Origin of the sequence: Actinomadura sp. WMMA1423, from assembly GCF_006547145.1 — a bacterium.
Lineage (GTDB): Bacteria > Actinomycetota > Actinomycetes > Streptosporangiales > Streptosporangiaceae > Spirillospora.
Genome location: NZ_CP041244.1, coordinates 8,573,800 through 8,593,605 on the forward strand (window position 1 = coordinate 8,573,800; position 19,806 = coordinate 8,593,605).

17 protein-coding genes are annotated in these 19,806 nt (G+C 74.2%); 8 read left to right on the forward strand and 9 right to left on the reverse strand.

Translation table 11 applies throughout. The features are described from left to right. Nucleotides 1-74 precede the first annotated feature (74 nt). Complete coding sequence (gene mtnA / locus FKD65_RS39520) at nt 75-1,118, forward strand: S-methyl-5-thioribose-1-phosphate isomerase (RefSeq protein ID WP_141584584.1); 1,044 nt, start codon at nt 75-77, stop codon at nt 1,116-1,118. A gap of 82 nt (nt 1,119-1,200) precedes the next feature. Continuing rightward, nucleotides 1,201-3,405: an ATP-dependent RecD-like DNA helicase gene (locus tag FKD65_RS39525; protein WP_141587371.1), complete on the forward strand. Its 2,205-nt coding sequence runs from the start codon at nt 1,201-1,203 to the stop codon at nt 3,403-3,405. Here FKD65_RS39525 and FKD65_RS39530 read toward each other — a convergent pair. The 6 genes from FKD65_RS39530 to FKD65_RS39555 all read right to left on the reverse strand — a co-directional run bounded on the left by FKD65_RS39530 (nt 3,396) and on the right by FKD65_RS39555 (nt 7,955). Beyond that, nucleotides 3,396-4,181: an MBL fold metallo-hydrolase gene (locus tag FKD65_RS39530; RefSeq protein ID WP_141584586.1), complete on the reverse strand. Its 786-nt coding sequence runs from the start codon at nt 4,179-4,181 to the stop codon at nt 3,396-3,398. The two genes, FKD65_RS39525 and FKD65_RS39530, sit on opposite strands and share 10 nt — an antisense overlap. Before the next feature lie 10 nt (nt 4,182-4,191). After that, on the reverse strand, nt 4,192-4,755 hold the full coding sequence (locus FKD65_RS39535; protein ID WP_141584588.1) for a TetR/AcrR family transcriptional regulator: 564 nt from the start codon (nt 4,753-4,755) through the stop codon (nt 4,192-4,194). Nucleotides 4,756-4,815: 60 nt separating this feature from the next. Then, nucleotides 4,816-5,649 carry an oxidoreductase gene (locus FKD65_RS39540; protein WP_141584590.1) on the reverse strand — a complete coding sequence of 278 codons (834 nt, stop codon included), beginning with the start codon at nt 5,647-5,649 and terminating at the stop codon, nt 4,816-4,818. Beyond that, on the reverse strand, nt 5,646-6,224 hold the full coding sequence (locus FKD65_RS39545; RefSeq protein ID WP_205718421.1) for a TetR/AcrR family transcriptional regulator: 579 nt from the start codon (nt 6,222-6,224) through the stop codon (nt 5,646-5,648). The genes FKD65_RS39540 and FKD65_RS39545 overlap by 4 nt, the downstream gene beginning before the upstream one ends. A 125-nt stretch (nt 6,225-6,349) precedes the next feature. Beyond that, nucleotides 6,350-7,372: a LacI family DNA-binding transcriptional regulator gene (locus FKD65_RS39550; RefSeq protein WP_141584592.1), complete on the reverse strand. Its 1,023-nt coding sequence runs from the start codon at nt 7,370-7,372 to the stop codon at nt 6,350-6,352. Between the two features lie 43 nt (nt 7,373-7,415). Continuing rightward, nucleotides 7,416-7,955 carry an NADPH-dependent FMN reductase gene (locus FKD65_RS39555; protein ID WP_141584595.1) on the reverse strand — a complete coding sequence of 180 codons (540 nt, stop codon included), beginning with the start codon at nt 7,953-7,955 and terminating at the stop codon, nt 7,416-7,418. A 227-nt stretch (nt 7,956-8,182) separates the two neighbouring features. On the opposite strand from FKD65_RS39555, the gene tnpA reads away from it, so the two are divergent. The 3 genes from tnpA (at nt 8,183) to FKD65_RS45195 (ending at nt 10,303) form a co-directional block, all read left to right on the forward strand. Continuing rightward, on the forward strand, nt 8,183-8,581 hold the full coding sequence (tnpA, locus tag FKD65_RS39560) for an IS200/IS605 family transposase (RefSeq protein ID WP_141584597.1): 399 nt from the start codon (nt 8,183-8,185) through the stop codon (nt 8,579-8,581). Further along, nucleotides 8,582-9,775, forward strand: a complete 1,194-nt coding sequence (locus tag FKD65_RS39565) for an RNA-guided endonuclease TnpB family protein (RefSeq protein WP_141584599.1) — start codon at nt 8,582-8,584, stop codon at nt 9,773-9,775. It begins immediately after the preceding gene. Between the two features lie 327 nt (nt 9,776-10,102). After that, nucleotides 10,103-10,303: a hypothetical protein gene (locus FKD65_RS45195; RefSeq protein ID WP_205718422.1), complete on the forward strand. Its 201-nt coding sequence runs from the start codon at nt 10,103-10,105 to the stop codon at nt 10,301-10,303. Between the two features lie 16 nt (nt 10,304-10,319). On the opposite strand, the gene FKD65_RS39575 is transcribed toward FKD65_RS45195, so the two are convergent. The 3 genes from FKD65_RS39575 to FKD65_RS39585 form a co-directional block, all read right to left on the reverse strand. Further along, the gene (locus tag FKD65_RS39575; RefSeq protein ID WP_141584601.1) at nt 10,320-11,711 is read right to left on the reverse strand and encodes an aromatic acid exporter family protein; all 1,392 of its coding nucleotides are present in this window, start codon (nt 11,709-11,711) and stop codon (nt 10,320-10,322) included. A 72-nt stretch (nt 11,712-11,783) separates the two neighbouring features. Continuing rightward, nucleotides 11,784-12,317, reverse strand: a complete 534-nt coding sequence (locus FKD65_RS45200; protein ID WP_205718423.1) for a CGNR zinc finger domain-containing protein — start codon at nt 12,315-12,317, stop codon at nt 11,784-11,786. A gap of 20 nt (nt 12,318-12,337) precedes the next feature. Next, a complete protein-coding gene (locus FKD65_RS39585; RefSeq protein ID WP_205718424.1) occupies nt 12,338-13,795 on the reverse strand; it encodes a glutamine synthetase family protein in 1,458 nt (485 codons plus the stop codon). A gap of 97 nt (nt 13,796-13,892) precedes the next feature. On the opposite strand from FKD65_RS39585, the gene FKD65_RS39590 reads away from it, so the two are divergent. From FKD65_RS39590 to FKD65_RS39600, 3 genes are read left to right on the forward strand one after another with little or no spacing between them, the layout of a single operon-like run. After that, nucleotides 13,893-15,008 (forward strand): amidohydrolase family protein, encoded by a 1,116-nt coding sequence (locus FKD65_RS39590; protein WP_240809834.1) that lies wholly within the window; start codon nt 13,893-13,895, stop codon nt 15,006-15,008. A 33-nt stretch (nt 15,009-15,041) separates the two neighbouring features. Next, nucleotides 15,042-16,430, forward strand: coding sequence for an FAD-dependent oxidoreductase (locus FKD65_RS39595; RefSeq protein WP_141584605.1), 1,389 nt, complete (start codon nt 15,042-15,044; stop codon nt 16,428-16,430). 36 nt (nt 16,431-16,466) lie between these two features. Next, complete coding sequence (locus FKD65_RS39600; RefSeq protein WP_141584607.1) at nt 16,467-19,793, forward strand: DUF4132 domain-containing protein; 3,327 nt, start codon at nt 16,467-16,469, stop codon at nt 19,791-19,793. Nucleotides 19,794-19,806 lie beyond the last annotated feature (13 nt).

A 19,806-nucleotide genomic window follows, 5' to 3' on the forward strand; every position in this document is an offset into this window, starting at 1 on the left:
TCACACGGCGGAGTCGGGTGAGCCCGAAAGCCTGGTGGCGCCGGGCTTCCCGGCATTTCGGACAAGATGGAGACATGACGAACGACGTGCCGACCCTCGAATGGACGGGCGACGCCCTGCGGCTGCTCGACCAGACCGTCCTGCCCGGCCGGGTGGAGTTCCTCACGGTCCGCGACGTCGACACGCTCGTGGACGCGATCCGGCGGCTGGTGGTGCGGGGCGCCCCCGCGCTCGGCGTGGCGGGCGCCTTCGGCGTCGCCGTCGCCGTGTCGCAGGCCGCGCGCGAGGGCTGGGACGCCGCCGGGCGCGACGCCGCGATCGCCCGCGTCCGCGGGGCCCGCCCGACGGCGGTGAACCTGGCCGCCGGCGTCGACCGGGTGCTGCCGTTCGTCTCGCGGGGCGCCGAGGCGGTGGCGGCCGAGGCCCAGTCGCTCCTGGACGAGGACGTGCGCGGCAACCGGGCCATCGGAGCGTTCGGCGCCGACTGGATCCTCGCGCGGGCGGGCGACCGGCCCCTGCGCGTCCTGACGCACTGCAACGCCGGGGCGCTCGCCACCGCCGGATGGGGGACGGCCCTCGGCGTCGTCCGGGAACTGCACGACCGGGGATGCGTCGAACTCGTCTACGCGGACGAGACCCGCCCCCTCCTCCAGGGCGCGCGGCTCACCGCGTGGGAGCTCGACCAGGCCGGCGTCCCGTGCCTCGTGCAGGCGGACGGGGCCGCGCCGAGCACGATCCTGCGCGGCCTGGTGGACGTCGCGGTCATCGGCGCCGACCGGATCGCCGCCAACGGCGACACCGCCAACAAGATCGGCTCGGTCGGCGTGGCGCTGGCCTGCCGGGAGGCCGGGATCCCGCTGGTGGTCGCCGCGCCGTGGAGCACGGTCGACCTCGCGCTCCCCGACGGGACCGGCGTGCCGATCGAGGAGCGCGACGCCGCGGAGATCCTCGCCTGGGGCGGCGCGCGGACCGCCCCGGAACGGGTCGGCGCGTTCAACCCCGCGTTCGACGTCACGCCCGCCCGCCTCGTGACCGCGCTGGTCACCGAGACGGGGGTACTGGAGGTCTCGGCGGGCGCGACGCCCGGAGCCGCGCGCCGGGCCGCCGCTCCGGGGTGATGCGGAAGGCCCCGGATCGGGCGGGCCCGCCGGGCGGATCGGTCATCATGGTGGCGTGCCGACCTCCCCGACCCCGCCCGCCATGCCGCGTCCGGCGGAGCTGGAAGCCGTCCTCGAACGGATCACCTACGCCAACGAGGACACCGGCTACACCGTCGCGCGCGTCGCGACCGCCAAGAGCGGGCCCGACCTGCTCACCGTCGTGGGCGCGCTGCTCGGCGCGCAGGTGGGGGAGAGCCTGCGCCTGACGGGGCGGTGGCGCTCCCACCCGAAGTACGGCAAGCAGTTCGAGGTCGACTCCTACACGACCGTCCTTCCGGCGACGATCCAGGGCATCCGCCGCTACCTCGGCTCCGGGATGATCAAGGGCATCGGCCCGGTGATGGCCGACCGGATGGTCTCGCACTTCGGCACCGACATCCTGCGCGTCATCGAGGAGGAGCCCGAGCGCCTCGTCGAGGTCCAGGGCCTCGGCCCCAAGCGCACCAAGCGGATCGGGGACGCCTGGCAGGAGCAGAAGGCCATCAAGGAGGTCATGGTCTTCCTCCAGGGCGTCGGCGTCTCCACCTCCCTCGCCGTCCGCATCTACAAGCAGTACGGGGACGCCTCGATCGACACCGTCCGCAAGCGGCCCTACCAGCTCGCCTCGGACGTGTGGGGGATCGGGTTCAAGACCGCCGACACGATCGCGCAGGCCGTCGGCATCCCGCACGACAGTCCCGAGCGGATCAAGGCGGGCCTTCAGTACACGCTGTCGGAGGCCGCCGACGACGGGCACTGCTTCCTGCCCGAGCCCAACCTCGTCACGGCGGCCGAGAAGATCCTCGGCGTCGGGCGGGAGCTGGTCGTCCCGGCGCTGGACGAGCTGGCGCGCGAGGAGGGCGTCGTCCGGGAGCCGATCCCCGGCGAGGGCGAGGACGCCGCGACGATCCCGGCCGTGTACCTCGTCCCGTTCCACCGGGCCGAGCGCTCCCTGGCCCGCGGGCTGCTGGAGCTGCTCGACGCCCCCGCCGACCGGCTCAAGGCGTTCTCCGGCGTCGACTGGGACCGGGCGCTGCCGTGGCTCAAGCAGCGCACCGGCCAGGCGCTCGCGCCCGAGCAGGAGGAGGCCGTCAAGCTCGCGCTGACCTCGAAGGTGGCCGTGCTGACCGGCGGCCCCGGCTGCGGCAAGAGCTTCACCGTCCGCTCGGTGGTGGAGCTCGCCGCCGCCAAGCACGCCAAGATCGTCCTGGTGGCGCCGACCGGCCGGGCGGCCAAGCGGCTCGCCGAGCTGACCGGGCACGAGGCCGCGACCGTGCACCGGCTGCTCCAGCTCCAGCCGGGCGGCGACCCCAGGTTCGACCAGGACAACCCCCTCGACGCCGACCTCGTCGTGGTCGACGAGTGCTCCATGGTCGACCTGATCCTGGCCAACAAGCTGGTGAAGGCGATCCCGCGCGGCGCGCACCTGCTGCTCGTCGGGGACGTCGACCAGCTCCCGTCCGTCGGCGCGGGCGAGGTGCTGGCCGACCTGCTCGGCGCCGAGGTCGTGCCGCGCGTCCGGCTCACCCGGATCTTCCGGCAGGCGCAGCAGTCGGGGATCGTCGTCAACGCGCACCGCGTCAACTCCGGCGACCACCCCCACACCCGCGGCTACCCCGACTTCTTCCTGTTCCCCTGCGAGGAGCAGGACGAGGCCGCCGAGCTGACGGTGGACGTCGTCGCGAACCGCATCCCGCGCAGGTTCGGCCTCGACCCGCGCCGCGACGTCCAGGTGCTCGCCCCGATGCACCGGGGCGCCGCCGGGGCCGGGACGCTGAACTCGCTGCTCCAGGAGGCCCTGACCCCGCACGACGAGGCCCGCCCCGAGCGCCGCTACGGCGGCCGCGTGTTCCGCGTCGGCGACAAGGTCACCCAGCTGCGCAACAACTACGACAAGGGCGAGGCGGGCGTCTTCAACGGCACCGTCGGCGTCGTCGCGTCGGTCTCCCTGGAGGACCAGTCCCTCACCGTCGTGACCGACGAGGACGAGAGCGTCGACTACGCCTTCGACGAGCTGGACGAGCTCGCCCACGCGTACGCGATCACGATCCACCGCTCCCAGGGCAGCGAGTACCCGGCCGTCGTCATCCCGCTCACCACCGGCGCGTGGATGATGCTGCGCCGCAACCTCCTCTACACCGGCATCACCCGGGCCAAGAAGCTCGTGGTCCTCGTCGGCTCGCGCCGCGCCCTGGCCGCCGCCGTCCGCACGGCCGGCGCGGGCCGCCGCCACACCGCCCTCGCCCACCGCCTCTCTCAGCGGTAACGGGCGAGTTCCCAGGGGTCGTGGGCGCAGAACACCTCGACCTCGCCGCCGCGCGCCAGCTCCCGCAGCCGCGCCACGTTCGCGAGCCGCAGCTCCCGGTCGACCTCGCCGCCCATCTGCACGAGCTCCATCAGCGGGTGCACGACCGGCTCGGGGCGGTCGACCTCGCCGTGGTACATGTACGCGTCGCCCGCGTGCAGCAGCCAGCGGGCGCCGTCGCGGACAGCCACGCCCGCGTGCCCCGGCGTGTGGCCGCCGAGCGGGATCAGCAGGATGTCGTCGGGGACGCCCTCCAGCGACCGGACGCCCTCGAAGCCGTGCCAGGCGTCGCCTCCGCCGTCGTCGTAGGCGACCCACTTCGGGCCGTGGGCGAGCTGCGCCGGGGTCTTGCCGCCGTCGGCCAGCTCCGCCTCGAACAGGTGCACCGCCGCGTCCGGGAAGTCGCTGAGCCCGCCCGCGTGGTCGCGGTGCAGGTGCGTCGGGACGACGTGCCGGACGTCGGCGGCCGAGTACCCGAGTCCCTCGACCTGCCGGACGGCCGTCGCGGACGGGTCGAGCGTCGGCCCCGCCATCTCCACCCAGTCGTCCAGCAGCCGCTCGGACGGCCGCTCGATGTCGGCCAGCCCGATCCCGGCGTCCACGAGCACGAGCCCGGCCGAACCGGTCTCCACCAGCAGCACGTGGCCCGCGGCCCGCGCGCGCCGCAGCGGGCTCTCCGGCCCCTCGGCCGGTTCGATCTCCCGCATGGGAGCGCAGTCGAGATGGTGAACGCGCATGGAATGCTCCTCAGACCAGGTCGCCCAGTTGGCGGGTGACCTCATGGACGACGGACACGTCGCGCCGGACGCGGGCGAGCATGACGGCGCCCTGCACCGACGACAGGACGAGCGCCGCCAGCGGATCGGCGCGCTCGGCCGGCACGCCCCAACCGCGCAGGGCCGCCGCGATGCCGCGCTGCCACTCGGTGTAGATACCGTCGCAGGCGGCCCGGATCGTCTCGCTCTCCGCGGCCGTCTCCAGCGCCACCGTCGCGACCGGGCACCCCTTCCCGAAGTCGGACTCCAGAAGGGCGCGCGCGAAGTGCTCGCCCAGGGCCGCCAGCCCGGCGCGAGCGTCCGGCACCGCGACGAGGGACTCGGCGAGCGCCTCGCCCACCGCGCGGCCCGACCGCGCCACCGACTCCGCCGCGAGCTGCTCCTTGCCGTCCGGGAAGTGGAAGTACAGCGAGCCCTTGGGGGCCCCGCTCTCCGCGAGGACCTGGTTGAGCCCGGTGCCGTGGTAGCCCTGCCGCTGGAACAGCTCCGCCGCCGTCCGCAGGACCCGCTCGCGCGTCTCGCCCCGAGGTGTCATGCTCTCCAAACTAGACCGACTGGTCTATAGATTTCAAGTCGGCGGGGGGCCGTCCCTCGTTCAGGCGCCGCGGAACTGCATGCGCAGGTAGGCGTCGAAGGCGGCGGCGCCGAGCAGGCGGCGGGTGTGGATCAGGGCCCTGGCGGCGGGGGTGACCACGTACCGGGAGCGGGGCCGGCCCGCGGTGACGGCGCGCTCGATCACCTTGGCGACCGACTCGGGGGGAGCGGACAGGGCGGCGTTGCGGTAGGAGGCGGCCATCTGGCGGTCCGCGGCGGCGTTGAGAGCGGCGTAGGGGCCGGCGGACCCGGCGGAGCCCGCGAGGCTGTGGGCGGCGGTCTCGCCGAAGGAGGTGCGGATCAGGCCGGGTTCGATCAGGCTGACCTTGATCCCGAACGGGGCGACCTCGAAGCGCAGCGCGTCGGTGAGGGCTTCGACGGCGTACTTGCTCGCGTGGTAGTAACCGCCCGCCGGGAAGACGATCCGCCCGCCCATGGAGCCGACGTTGACGATCCGTCCTCGTCCGGCGGTCCGCATGCCGGGCAGGACGAGCTGGGTCATGCGGGCGAGGCCGAACACGTTGGTCTCGAACTGGCGGCGCACGCCGCCGAGGCCGGTCTCCTCGATGGTGCCGTACTCGCCGTAGCCGGCGTTGTTGACCAGGGCGCCGACCGCCCCGTGCTCGGCCTCGACCGCGCGGACCGCCGCGCGCATGGATGCGTCGTCGGTCACGTCGAGCGCGAGGACGCGGGCGCCGGCCTCGGCGAGGCCGGCGATCGTCTCGGGCCGCCGGGCGGTGGCGTAGACGGTCACGTCGGCACGGGCGGCCAGCCGCTCGGCGGTGGCCCGGCCGATGCCGGAGGAGGTCCCTGTGATCAGGACTGCGGTGGTCATGGCTGCTCCGGAGTGAGAGGCGGCTGCCGGGTCAGGCCCGCCACGAGCAGCGCCACGGCGTGGCGCAGCCGTCGGGTCGGGGCCTCGGGGTCGCTGAGATCGGCCTCCAGCCCGCGCGTCAGGGCGAGGAGGAGTTCGGCGAATTCGGTGGCGTCCGCGTCCGGGGCGCCGGTGCGGACGGTGGCGGCGAGCAGGTCGCGCATGGCCGCGTCGTAGGACTCGATCAGGTCGGCGGACAGGCGGGCGTCCTCGCCGAGCAGCTCGGCGGCGTGGGCGGGGCTGTCCCGCCACAGGCGCAGTGCCAGGCCGAGCTTGGCCTCCAGCGCCGCCGTGAGCCGCGCCGCGAGCCCTTCGCCGGACTCCGCGCCGAGCCGGGCCTCGGTCATGGCCCGCTCCAGCAGCCGCTCGGCCAGGCGGCGGAAGGCGTCCTGCTTGTTGCGCACGTGCAGGTACACCGCCGCGCGCGACATCCCCGCCTCGCGGGCGATGTCGTCCATGGTGGTGCGCCGGACCCCGTGCCGGGTGAAGCACGTGTACGCCGCGTCCAGGATGGATTCGATCATCGCGTCTGTCACTCTGACATTATAAGCATAAAATGTCAGAGTGGCATGGACGGGCGGGGGGGGGGGAGCGGCCGGTGGCCGGGGGAGGACGCCGGTAGCCGCGAACGGGCCGGGGCTCGAAACGTTTCGAGGGCGCGTCAGAGGTGCGCGGGCGGTGGGGCGGTGCTCTTGCGGACGACCAGGCTCGTCGACAGCTCCATGCGGGTGGCGACCGGCTCGCCCGCGCGGATGCTCAGGATGATCTGGGCGGCGGACTCCGCCATCTGCCGCAGCGGCTGGTGGACGGTGGTGAGCGCGGGGCTGGCCCAGGGGGCGACCGCGACGTCGTCGTAGCCCACCACGGACAGGTCGTCCGGGACCCGCAGCCCGTGCACCCGCGCGGCCTCCAGCACCCCGAGGGCCTGGAGGTCGCTGCCCGCGAAGATCGCGGTCGGCCGGTCGGGCCGGGCGAGCATGTCCGAGGCCTTCTCGAACCCGCCCTGGACGTGGAAGTCGCCGTAGGCGACGAGGGACGGGTCGACCTCCAGGCCCGCCATGCCCATCGCCGACCGGAACCCGTCGAGCCGCGCCACCGAGCACAGCATGTCGGGCGGCCCGGTGATGATCGCGATCCGCCGGTGGCCCTGGTCGACGAGGTGCCGGGTCGCCGCGAGGCCGCCCGACCAGTTGGCCGAGCCGACCGAGGGAACGTCGGGGTCGGGGTCGCCGGCCGGGTCGATGATGACGAACGGGATCGAGCGGGACCGCAGCCGCTTCTTGTCCTGCGGCGCGAGGCTGGAGAAGGTCAGCACGACGCCGAGCGGGCGGCGCCGCAGCACCCCGCCGATCCACTCGGGGCCGGGGGAGTGGCGGGTGCCGCTCTCGGTCAGCACCAGGCTCGCGCCGTTGGCCTTCGCGACGCTCTCCACGCCCCGGATCAGCTCCATGGTCCAGAGGCTCTCGATCTCGTGCAGGACGATCTCGATCAGCGGCGCCTCGGTCGCCGCGCGCGAGCCCCGCTCGTAGCCGTGGTGCTCGAGCAGCCGCTCCACCCGCAGCCGCGTCCCGCGCGCCACGTCCTCGCGGCCGTTCAGGACTTTCGAGACCGTCGAGATGGAGACCCCTGCCTGGTCCGCGACCTGGGCCAGGGTCACCCGGCCCGCCCCCTCGTCCTGCTCCATGCCAGCAGCATATGGATTTCGGAGTACGCCCCGAAACTTGCCGTCAGCCGAGCGCGTCCCGCAGCGCCTCCATCGCCGCGGCGATCCGCTCGCGCGGCTCCGCGGTGCGGACCAAGCCGTCCTCGCCCACGTCGGACCGGGTCACCGGGATCCGCGCGCAGGCGGCCTCGACGATCTCGGTGCCCGCGTAGCCGAGCACCTTGCGCAGCGAGGCGTGCGCGTCGCCGCCGCCCGTGGGCGCGGCGGGGGAGGCCGCGTTCAGCCAGGCGACCGGCTTGCCGTAGATCTCGCCGCCGCCGATCGTCCAGTCGAGCAGGTTCTTGAACGAGCCGGGCAGCGCGCCCGCGTACTCCGGGGTGCAGATCAGCAGCGCGTCCGCGGCGCCGATCGCGGCGCGCAGGCCCGCGACGGCCGGGTGCAGCGGCTCGCGGTCGTCGTCGGGGTTGAAGTGCGGCAGGTCGCCCATGCCGGAGTAGAGCGTCGCCTCGATCCCGGACGGCGCCACGGCCCGCGCGGTGCGCAGCGCCGCCTCGTTCGTGGACCCCTTGCGCAGGCTCCCGCAGAGCATCAGCACGTTCTTCATGATCACGAGGCTACGTCAGTCCTCGACGGTGAGGCGGTCCAGCCGCAGGCCGGTGAAGGCGTCGTCCGAGGTGGTCAAGGGCGTGTGGCGCGTCGGCGGCGTGCTGACGCCAAGGGCGCCATCTCACTGATGGAATTCTTGGGCGCAGATCCCGGCTTCAGTCGTGGGGTCAGCCCATCCTTCTCGACTCCCGGTCATTAGGTAGCTCCCAGCTTTATAGTCTTTGTGTGGCTGTAGCCCTGCGGTCGAACGGCAACGTCGTCTTTCGATGTGCGTTCCGCGTGGTGTGGTGCCCGAAGTACCGGCGGTGTGTGCTCGGTGGCCGGGTCGAGGAACGACTCAAAGACCTCATCTGCGAAGTCGTCGAGGACAAAGGGGCATGGCTGGTGGAGTTGGAGGTCATGCCCGACCATGTCCACCTGGTGGTCGAGGTCGATCCCCAGTTCGGCGTCCACCGGCTGGTGAAGGCCGTCAAGGGCCGCTCCTCCCGCGTGCTGCGCGAGGAGTTCCCGCACCTGAAGTCGCGGCTCCCGACACTGTGGACCAACTCCTATTTCGTGGCCACCGTCGGTGGCGCGCCGCCGGCCGCGGTGGAGCGCTACGTCGAGCAGCAGAAGGGCCGTTGAATGCTGACCGGCCGGCGCTACCTTCTGGCGCTCACTCCCGAGCAGGAGCAGTTCGCCGGGCTCATCGGCGACGCGTGCCGGACGGTGTGGAATGTCGGGCTGGAGCAGCGCCGCGCCTACCGGCGCCGGGGCGCGTCTGTCGGCTACGTCGAGCAGGCCCGGCAGATGGCCGAGGCCAAACGCGACTTCCCGTGGCTGGCCGAGGCGCCGTCGCACACGCTTCAGCAGACGCTCCGCGACCTGGAGCGCGCGTGCGGGACCCACGGCACGTTCAGGGTCCGGTGGCGGTCCAAGAGCAAGACCGCGCCGTCGTTTCGGTTCCCCGATCCCAAGCACATCGCTGTGGAACGCCTCTGCCGCCGGTGGGGCCGCGTGCGGCTGCCCAAACTCGGATGGGTGCGGTTCCGCTGGACCAGGCCGCTGGGCGGCGAGTTGCGCAACGCCACCGTCCTGAAGGACGGCGGACGCTGGTACGTCTCGTTCTGCGTCCAGGACGGAATGGCAGAGGCCTGCCCGAACGGCGGACCGGCCGTGGGCGTGGACCGCGGCGTCAAGGCCGCCGTCGCCACCTCCGACGGGCATCTGCGAGACCGCGCGTTCATCACCCCCGGCGAGGCCGCGCGGCTCAAACGGCTTCAGCACAAGCTCGCCCGCCAGCGCAAGGGATCCAACCGTCGTGCCGCCACGCGGGCACGGATCGCCGCGCTGAACGCCCGTGTCCGCGCCCGCCGCACCGACTTCCTGGCCTGGACCGCGAACAGGCTGACCCGCGACCACGAACTGGTGGCCGTCGAGGACCTGAAGGTCCGCAGCATGACCGCCTCAGCGCGCGGCACCCTCGAGGCGCCTGGCGTTCACGTCCGGCAGAAAGCCGGACTGAACCGGGCGATCCTCGCCAAGGGCTGGGGCGCTCTGCTGACGGCACTGGAACACAAGGCACGCTACAACGGCTCCCGCATCGTGCGGGTGCCCGCCGCGTACACCTCGCAGCGCTGCTCGGCGTGCGGGCTGGTGGATGCCAAGTCCCGCGAGAGCCAAGCGGTCTTCGCCTGCACCTCCTGCACCTACACCGGCAACGCCGACGTGAACGCAGCGAAGAACATCCTCGCCGCCGGGCTGGCGGTCACAGGGCGTGGAGACCTCGCCGCCGGGCGGTCCGCGAAGCGCCAACCACCCGACGGGCAGGCCGCGTGAACGCGTCCCACCCACGGGAATCCCCCGCCCTCAGGCGCGGGGAGGAAGCCAAGTTCATGGACTACGGCCGCGGCCCGCACAAGCGGACGATCATGTACGCAACCGGTTCAGTCCGGGTACAAGCACCCGATCGACACCGGTCGCAACGACGGCTGCGCCAACGACGGCCTGCTCGTCATCGCGTCGCTGAAGGGCTCCTACGGCGGCGAGGGCTGGAAGTCGACGCCGGAGCACAAGTTCCGCCTGAACACCGTCGCGACGTGGGGCGTCGCCGGCAAGGAGGGCAGCGACCCCGAGAGCACGGACTGCTCGGCGCACTACTTCGACGTGCGCGACGGCGTGATCGCCCAGTCGTTCTACTCCCAGGGCACCCGGTTCCTCGACGTCACGGACCCGACGAACCCGCGCCAGATCGCCTACTACCGCCCGGCGGACGCCGCGTCCTGGCAGCCGTACTGGCACGGCAAGTACGTCTACGTCGCCGACAACACCCGCGGCGTCGACGTCCTGGAGCCGACCTTCCGCTGACCGTCCCACCGGGGCCTCACGCCCCGCGCGAAGACCCGTCCCAATCCCCCCGGGGCGGGTCTTCGCCCTGCCCGGGCCGGTGGTGGCGCGTCTCGATCTCGCCGGCGCCGCGCTCGGCGGCCGCGACCGCGGACCCGGCGGCGCGGCGCAGCTGCTGCCCCGCCTGCTGGACGACCTGGACCGGCCGCTCGGGCAGGTGCCGCGAGGCGCCGCGGTGCCTGCGCCAGTGCTCGCGGGCGCGGGCCCGGTGCTCGACGCGCAGGTTCTCGATGAGGCGGTCGATGTCCATGGAGACCTCCCCGTACAGCGGCCACAGGTCGCCGGCCGCGGCGCGCGCGTGCAGCCGCCGGGTGAGCCGCGCGCGGCGCTCGCGGGCCACGTCCACCCGCACCTCCAGCTCGTGCTCGGCGAGGAACGGCCGGGCGTCGCGGGTGAGGTCGGAGCGGGCCAGCCGGCCGTAGGAGGCGATGCTGGCGGCGATTCCCGCCAGCGCGTCGCCGAGCTCGCGGCGCACCTCCGGGTCGGTCAGCAGCCGGCCCCGCTCGCCGAGCCGCTCGTCGTCGGCGAGGGACCGGGTCAGCCCGCGCAGCGACAGCGTGAAGTGCTCCATCGTCTCCATGGCGTTGCGCAGCGCCACCCCCGCGTCGATGAGCCGCCGCGCGCGGGTCCGCGGGTTGAGCCGGACGCTCTCCTCGGCGGCGCCGAGGTCGCGGTCGGTGCGGCCGATCTCGCGCGCGAGGCGCTCGGCGTCGGCCTGCCAGCGGGCCGCCTCCCCCTCGGTGCGCTCGCCGCGCAGCCCCTCGGCGATGCCCTCGATCAGCTCCCGCAGCTTCTCCGCGACGTCCTGGACGGCCTCCTCCGCGGGCCGCACCCGCACCGCGGGCACGAGCAGCGTCGCCGCCAGGCCGGTGGCCGCGCCGATCAGCGTCTCCAGGACGCGGTCGGAGGCGCCCGCCTCGCTCGCCGACCCCAGCGCGAAGATCAGCATCGCGGAGATCGGCGCCTCCAGCACGTGCTCGCTGAGCCGCAGCACGTGCCCGATGACCAGGGCCGCGAGGATCGTCAGGCCGAGCGTCCACCAGGAGAACCCGATGGTGCTCGCGGCCATCACCGCGACCAGCACCCCCGAGGTGACGGCGGCGACCCGCAGGATGCCCGCCCTGATCGTCTGGTAGACGGAGAACTGCACGACGAGCAGCGCGGTCAGCGGGGCGAGCAGCGGCTGCGGCCCTCCGGACGGCAACACCGCGAGGGCCAGCACGAACGACAGCGTGGCGGTGATCGTCAGACGGGCGATCCGGTACACGGTGGACCGCGTCTCGGTCGCCACGCGCAGCGGCGAGCGGTCGCGGCGGTCACCCTGCCCGGAGCGCCGGCGGAAGAACACGAGCGACATGCGCTCTGTCATGCCCGCAAGCAGGCAAAGGTCACAGGCGCTGACAAAAGTCACAAAATCCGTGAATCCGCAGGCAGTCGGCGGTCACTCCCGTCGGCGCGCGCGGAACGCGGCGACGTTCGTGCGGTTCGCGCAGGCCTCCGAGCAGAACCGGCGCCGCCCCGCCCTGGAGGTGTCGGCGTAGACGCGGTCGCAGCCCTCCGCGGCGCAGGCGCCCGTCCGGCCGAGCCCGTGCTCGACGACCAGTTCGGCGAGGTTCATCAGCGTGGTCGCGCGGAACCGCTCCACCAGCCGGGACGAGGGCGGCGCGTAGTGCATGTGCAGGCCGTGCGGTTCGTGGTCGGACAAATGCGGATGCATAGGGATCTCCAGCATGAGCCCGTTCAGCAGCGCCGTCGCCTCCTCCAGCCCGGCCGCGTCGAAGAAGGGGCGCAGGACGCGGCCCCACCGCCGGAAGTCGTCGGCGTCGGCTTCCTCGAACTCCTGCCAGAAGAACCCGTTCTCCCGCAGGATGCGGCGCAGCGCGCCGGGGGAGTCGTCCCCGCCGGCGCTCGTCACGGCGTTGACCAGCGCGGCGGCGGCGGCCACCCCGTGACTCTTGTATCCGGTGATGCGCATTGCCCGGCCCTCCGGTCCCGCTAGTGCCGCCAGCGGGTGGCCGCGGCCACCCGCTCCGGCGTCGCCCCGTCCAGCAGCGCGATCTCCCCGCGCCGAACCGCGGCCACCGTGTCGGTGACGGCCTCGCCGAGCGCCTCGCGCAGGACGGCGTCGGCCTCGAACGCGGCGGCCGACTCCGCCAGCGACGAGGGCAGCGGCGCGATGCCCCGCGCGGCGCGCTCCTCCTCGCTCAGCCCCGCCGGGTCGACGTCGACCGGCTCCGGCAGCCGCAGGTCGGCGCCCAGCCCGTCGCGGCCCGCCGCGAGCAGCGCGGCCAGCAGCAGGTACGGGTTGGCGGCGCCGTCCAGGCACTTGACCTCCAGGTTCGCCGCGGTCGCGCGCTCGCCGTCCGCGCCCGTGACGAACCGCAGCGCGGCCTCCCGGTTCTCCAGCCCCCAGCACGCGTACGCGCCCGACCAGTGCGACGGGATGAGCCGCAGGTAGCTTGCCACCGACGGCGCGCCCACCGCGAGCAGCGCGGGCAGCCGCCGCAGGATGCCCGCCGCGAAGGCCTCACCGGCCGCCGTCATCCCGTACGGGCCGGGGCCGCCCGCCATCGCGTTCACCGCGCCGTTCACCGCGGCGTCGGCGTCGCCGTCGCGCCACAGGCTGAGGTGGACGTGCGCGCCGTTGCCGACCGAGCCGGCCTCGACCTTGGGGGAGAACGACGCGGCCATGCCGTGCGCCATCGTCACCGCCCGGATCGTCTCCCGGACGAGCACGGCGGTGTCGGCCGCGCCGACCGGGCCCTCGGCGGCGACCGAGACCTCGTACTGCCCGGGCGCGTACTCGGGGTGCAGTTGGACGACCGTCACGCCCGTCGCCCTCAGCGCCTCGAGCAGGCCGCGCAGGTAGCCGGCCAGCTCCGTCACCCGCGTCATCCCGTAGGCGGGGCCCTTGCAGGCGGGGGAGAACTCCTCTCCGCCGCCGTCCGACACCGCCCATTCGATCTCGATCGCGGCCTTCACCGTCCAGCCGCGCTCGGCGAGCCGGCCGACCTCGCGGCGCAGCAGGGCCCGGGTGTCCAGCGGGTGGATCGAGCCGTCCTGGTCGTAGCGGAGCGCGGGCGCGTGCGCCCAGCCCGGCAGCGCGGCCAGCGGGACGAGCCGGTCGAGGTCGGGGTGGAGCCGCAGGTCCCCGGTCGGGCCGCCGATGTGGTGCCCGGCCACGATCGAGTCGTCCAGCAGGAACACGTCGAACACCGGGGACATCCCGACGCCCCACGCCGCCGCGTGCTCCAGCCGCTCCACCGGGACCGTCTTGGTGCGCGTGATGCCGCTGACGTCCACCCACGTCAGCGCGACGGCGACGATGCCCTCACCCGCCAGCCTGCGCGCCGCCTCGGCCGCGCGGGCGCCGAACCGGGCGCGGTCGTGCCCGTCCAGGGCCGGCACTCCGGCGTCGCGTCCCCGGGGGGCGGTGTGAGAGGTCGGTTCCACGGTGCTGGCTCCCGGTCGGACGGCGGCGGAGCTGAACACGCTCCGTAAGGGCATCGTAGGGAGAACGGATGCGCGTTTCAGCGAGGAGAGGGGAACCGTGCTGGAGTATCTGGAGTCGCTGCGGCTGGTCGACCACCACTGCCACGGCGTCCTCGACAGGGATCTCGGCCGGACGGCGTTCGAGGAGATGCTCACCGAGGCGGAGACCGCGGGCCCGCCCGGAGTGAGCATGTTCGACACCCAGGTCGGCTTCGCGCTGCGCCGCTGGTGCCCGCCCGTCCTCGGCCTGGACGCGCACGCCGAGCCGGACGCGTACCTGGCCCGCCGGGCCGAGCTGGGCGCCGCCGAGGTGAACCGCCGGTTCCTGGACGCCGCCGGGCTCGACGCGCTCTGCGTCGACACCGGCTACCTCCCGGAGGCGATGCTCGACCCGCCCGGCCTCGGCCGCCTGGCGGGCGCGGCGGCGCACGAGATCGTCCGGTTGGAGTCGGTCGCGGAGCAGGTGGCCTCCGGCGGCGTCGAGGCGGGCCGGTTCGCGGACGAGGTGCGATCCCGGCTTCACGCCAGGGACGCGGTGGGCGCCAAGTCGATCGCCGCCTACCGGGCCGGGCTGGAGCTGTCCGGCGAGCGGCCGTCGGAGGCGGAGGTCGCCCGCGCCGCCGACCGGCTCATGCTCGCCGCGGAGAGCGCCGGCGCCCCGCCGCGCGTGTGCGACGAGGTCCTGCACCGCTTCCTCGTGTGGTGCGCGGTGGACGCCGGGCTGCCCGTCCAGTTCCACGTCGGCTACGGGGACGTGGACGCCGACCTGCGCCGCGGCGACCCCCTGCTGCTGATCGGGCTGCTGCGCGCCATGGACCCGGCCCCCGCGATGCTGCTGCACAACTACCCGTTCCACCGGCACGCCGGGTACCTGGCGCAGGTGCTGCCGAACGTGTACGTCGACGCGGGCCTGGCGACCCACAACCTCGGGCACCGCTCGCCCGCGCTCGTCGCCGAGCTGCTGGAGCTGGCGCCGTTCGGCAAGGTGCTGTACTCCTCGGACGCGTTCGGCCTGGCCGAGCTCTACCATCTCGGGGCGCTGCTGTTCCGGCGCGGACTCGCCGGGTTCCTGGCCGGGGGAGTGGAGGACGGCGCTTGGACGCCCCGGGACGCCGAGCGCGTCGCGGGGCTGGTCGCCTCCGGCAACGCCCGCCGGGTCTACGGTCTGGAGTGACCCGATCAACGGGATGCATGGGGAGGAACCGCTATGGCCGCACGTGAGCGCCTGCTCGTCATCGGGGGCGACGCCGCCGGGATGAGCGCCGCGTCCCAGGCCCGCAGGCTGCGCGGTCCGGACGACCTGGAGATCGTCGCGGTGGAGCGGGGGCACCACGCGTCCTACGCCGCGTGCGGCATCCCGTACTACGTCGGCGGCGTGGTCGAGGAGCTCGACTCGCTCATCGCGCGCACGCCCGCCGAGTTCCGCGAGCGCGACATCGACCTGCGGCTGCGCACCGAGGCCCTGGAGATCGACCCCGCCGGCGGCCGGGTGCGGATCCGCTCGCTGGACGGCGGCGGCGAGCGCTGGGAGCCCTACGACCACCTTGTGATCGCGACCGGTGCCGTCCCCACCCGGCCGCGGCTGCCCGGCGCGGACGCCGAGGGCGTCCACGGCGTGCAGATCCTCGACGACGGGGTGGCGATCCGCCGCGCCGTCGAGGAGGGGAACCCGCGCCGCGCCGTCGTGGTGGGCGGCGGCTACATCGGCGTGGAGATGGCCGAGGCGATGGTGATGCGCGGCCTGGAGGTGTCCCTCGTGGACTTCGCGGACCAGCCGATGCGCACCCTCGACCCCGACATGGGCGCGATCGTCGCGGACGCGATGCGCGGCATCGGCGTGCGGCTGTACCTGGGGGAGCCGGTCGAGGGCTTCGACACCTCCCCGGACGGGCGCGTCACCGCCGTCCGCACGCGCGGCCGCACCCTGCCGGCGGACCTGGTCGTCCTCGGGCTCGGCGTGCGGCCCGCCTCCGAGCTGGCCGAGGCCGCGGGGGTCGAGACCGGCCCGACCGGCGGCATCGTCACCGACCGGCGCATGCGCACCCGGACCGAGCGGGTGTGGGCGGCGGGGGACTGCGTCGAGACCCGCCACCTGGTCTCGGGCGCGCCGGTCGCGATCGCGCTCGGCACCCACGCCAACAAGCAGGGCCGCGTCGCCGGGATCGGCGTCGGCGGCGGCTACGCCACGTTCCCCGGCGTCATCGGCACCGCCGTCTCCAAGATCTGCCACGTGGAGGTCGCGCGGACCGGCCTGAACGAGGCCGAGGCGGCCGCGGCCGGGTTCGAGACGCTGAGCGTGGCGGTCGAGTCCACGACCCGGGCCGGCTACATCCCGGGCGGCGCCGCGATGACGACCAAGCTGATCGCCGAGCGCCGGTCCGGGCGGCTGCTCGGCGCGCAGATCGTCGGCGAGGAGAACGCCGCCAAGCGCATCGACGGCCTGGCGATCGCGCTGTGGAACGGGATGACGGTCGAGGAGATGACGGGCCTCGACCTCGGCTACGCGCCGCCGTTCGCGCCCGTCTGGGACCCGGTGCTGATCGCCGCCCGCAAGGCCGCCGGCGCCGTGGAGCGGGACATGCGCTCCGGTTCTTGATCCCTTTGTCGGTGATCTCCCTTACGGTGTGGCGTCATGGCGACTGCGGGGCCGGTGGCGGCCGACGAGAGCACCTGGGTGATGCCGGAGGAGTGGCGTCGGATCGCGCATCCGCGCCGTGATCGTCCGGGGCCGTGGCCGGAGGTGCGGGTCGACCCCGGGGCGGTCGGGGAGGCGCGGGCGCTGGTGGAGTCCGCCCGGGCCGAGGTCGAGGAGGTTCTCGCGTCGCCGGGCACGGAGGCCGAACTGGCCGAGCACGGCCGCGCCCACCTGAAGGGCGAGGCCGACGCGCTGGGGGCGGCGGTCGTCGCGTCCGTCGCCAGGCGCGGCGTCCGCGAGACCGCCCGGGAGGCCTTGTTCCGGGACGCGTGGGCCACCGAGCACGGGCTGCCTTTCACCGCCTGCGCCTTCGCCGAGCTGAGCCGCGTCTCGGCCCACTACCGGCAGATCGGCAACACGGTCACCTGGGACGGGGTGCGCTGGGCCGGTCCGTCCGACCCCCACGGCGGGTGGTGGGCCACGGAGGACGCCGCACGGCCCCTGCGTGCCCTGCTGGCCGCCGCCGACGACGACGTGTACGCCGCGGCCGTCGAGGCGCTGGCGGGGCGGCGCCGGACGCCGCTGCAGCGGGCCGCCGTCTCCTATCTCGTGCCGACCCGGCTGGACTGGGTCGACGAGGTCCGCGCCGAACCGGAGATCATCGCCCTGCCGCCCTACTCGAGGCGCCGGTGGATGATCTTCTGCTCGCTCGGCGCGCCGGAGCAGGCCGACCCGGCGGCCCTGCCGCTCCGCTACCACGACCGGACGCCGAGCGTCATCGCGACCCTCGTGGACGGCGTCGGGCCGTCGGGTGCGGTGCCGCTGGTGGCCGAGGCCCTGTCAGGCGGGTACACCGACGCCGAGAAGTACCGGTTCCTGCTGGACGTGCTCGCCCGGCTGCCCGAGGACGAGGCGTTCCGGATGCTCGTGGACCGGGCCCGCTACAGGGACGGCCTCACCGCGCTGATCAACGCGGCGCGGAGGTCCCCGCGGCGGGCGCTGCGCCTCCTCAGCCCGGACGTGCGGAGGCCGGAGGTGCGGGATGTGCTGCGGACGCAGCTGCTCCTGCATCCCGACCTGGCGGAGGAGATGCTGCCGGAGCTGCCGGAGGAGTCGCGCGCGGCGGTCGAGGCGATCCGCGAGTCCATCGTCCGGGTGCCGGAGGCGTCCGCCGACGCGCTGCCGCCGCTGCTCGCCGACCCGCCGTGGACCCGCCCCCGCAGGAAGTCCAAGCCCGTCGTCATCAAGGGCCTGGAGCCGCCGGGCACGCGCCTCATCGCCTGGAAGCCCGGTGAGCGGGACGCCTGGACGGTGGACCTCCGCCACATGTGGCGATGGGTGAATCGCATGGAATGGCCCGCCCATGCGGAGAAGTTCAAGGACGGCGCGCTGTCCGGGCCTGAGCAGCTCGTGCTGTTCGTCGAAGCGCCCGAGGACCTCGTCCGCCCGCTCCTGGCTGGTTGGGAGCCGCCCGACGCGTGGCGCATGGAGGAGGCGCTGCGGGTCGTCGTCGCCCGCTTCGAGGTGGACGCGCTGGCCCCGGCCCTCCTCGCGGCCCGGCGCGCCCCCGCGACCGCGGGAGCCGTCCTCCTGCCGTTCCTGAGCGACGAGGTCGCGTGCCTCATGGCCGACTGGCTCGTCCGGCTCAAGCAGGCGGGCAGGACGGCGCGGGTCTGGTTCGGGCGGCACGGTCTGGCCGCCGTTCCGTCCCTGGTTCCGTCCGCGGTGGGCAAGGCGGGCGCGCAGCGCCGCGCCGCCGAGGCCGCGCTGCGCCTCGTCGCCGAGCGGCACGGTGTGGAGGCGGTGGTCGCGGCGGCCCGCGTCCACGGCGACGCCGCGGCGGACGCGGTCGGGGCGCTGGTCTCGATCGACCCGCTCGACGTCCTGCCCGCGAAGGCGCCACCCGTCGGTGACTGGGCCGACCCGCGGGTGCTCCCGCAGATCCTGCTGCGCGGCCGGGAGCGGGCGCTGCCGGACGCCGCCGCGCGGCACGTGGTGACGATGCTCGCGATGTCCAGGCCCGGCGACGTCTATGCCGGTGTGGACGTCGTCCGCGAGCTGTGCGATCCGGATTCGCTCGCCGAGTTCGGCTGGGGCCTCTTCCGGCGGTGGGAGGCGGTGGGCGCGCCGGCCAAGGAGGGATGGGCGCTGACGCAGCTCGGCCTGACCGGCGACGACGAGACCGTCCGCCGCCTGACCCCGGTCATCCGGGAGTGGCCCGGTGTCGGCGGGCACGCCAAGGCGGTCACCGGCCTGGACGTCCTCGCCGGCATCGGCACGGACGTGGCGCTCATGCACCTGCACGGAATCTCCCAGAAGATGAAGTTCAAGGCGCTCAAGGCCAGGGCGCGGGAGAAGATCGAGGAGGTCGCCGCCGGGCTGGAGCTGACGGCCGAGCAGCTCGCCGACCGGCTCGTCCCCGACTTCGGTTTGGACGCCGCCGGGACCCTGACGCTCGACTACGGTCCGCGCCGCTTCACCGTCGGCTTCGACGAGCAGCTCAAGCCTTACGTGGCCGACGAGAGCGGCGCCCGGCGCAAGGCGCTGCCGAAGCCCGGCGCCAACGACGACCCCGAGCTCGCCCCCGCCGCCTACAAGGCGTTCTCGACGCTGAAGAAGGACGTGCGGGCCGTCGCCTCCGCGCAACTCCGCCGCCTGGAGGCGGCCATGGTCGCGCAGCGCCGGTGGTCCGCGGGGGAGTTCCGGGAGCTTCTGGTCGGGCACCCGCTCGTCCGGCACCTCGTCCGTCGCCTCGTGTGGCTCGCGTGCGAGGGCGCGAGGACGACCGCGTTCCGCGTCGCCGAGGACGGCACGTTCGCCGACGTCGAGGACGACGCCATCACCCTCCCAGATTCGGCGGAGGTCCGGGTCGCGCACCCGCTCGACCTCGACGGCTCCCTCGCCGCCTGGTCGGAGGTGTTCGCCGACTACGAGATCCTCCAGCCGTTCCCGCAGCTCGGACGGCCCGTCCATCGCCCGTCCGACGCGGACGGCGGGCTCGGGCGCTACAAGGGGCTCACCGTCCCGGTCGGCAAGGTGCTCGGCCTGACCTCGCGCGGCTGGGAGCGCGGTGCGCCGCAGGACGCGGGCATCGAGCCGTGGATCTCCCGGGGACTCCCCGGCGGCCGGTACGTCGTCATCGACCTCGATCCCGGCATCGGAGCCGGGGCGGTCGACGCGCTGCCCGAGCAGACGCTGCGGGGGGTCGGCGTGGTGGACCGCCGCGAGCAGGTGGGCTACGGCGGCGCCGCCACGGCCTCCCTCGCCGGCCTCGACCCGATCACCGTGTCCGAGATCCTCGCCGACCTGGCGACGCTGACCTGAGAAAGAGAACCCC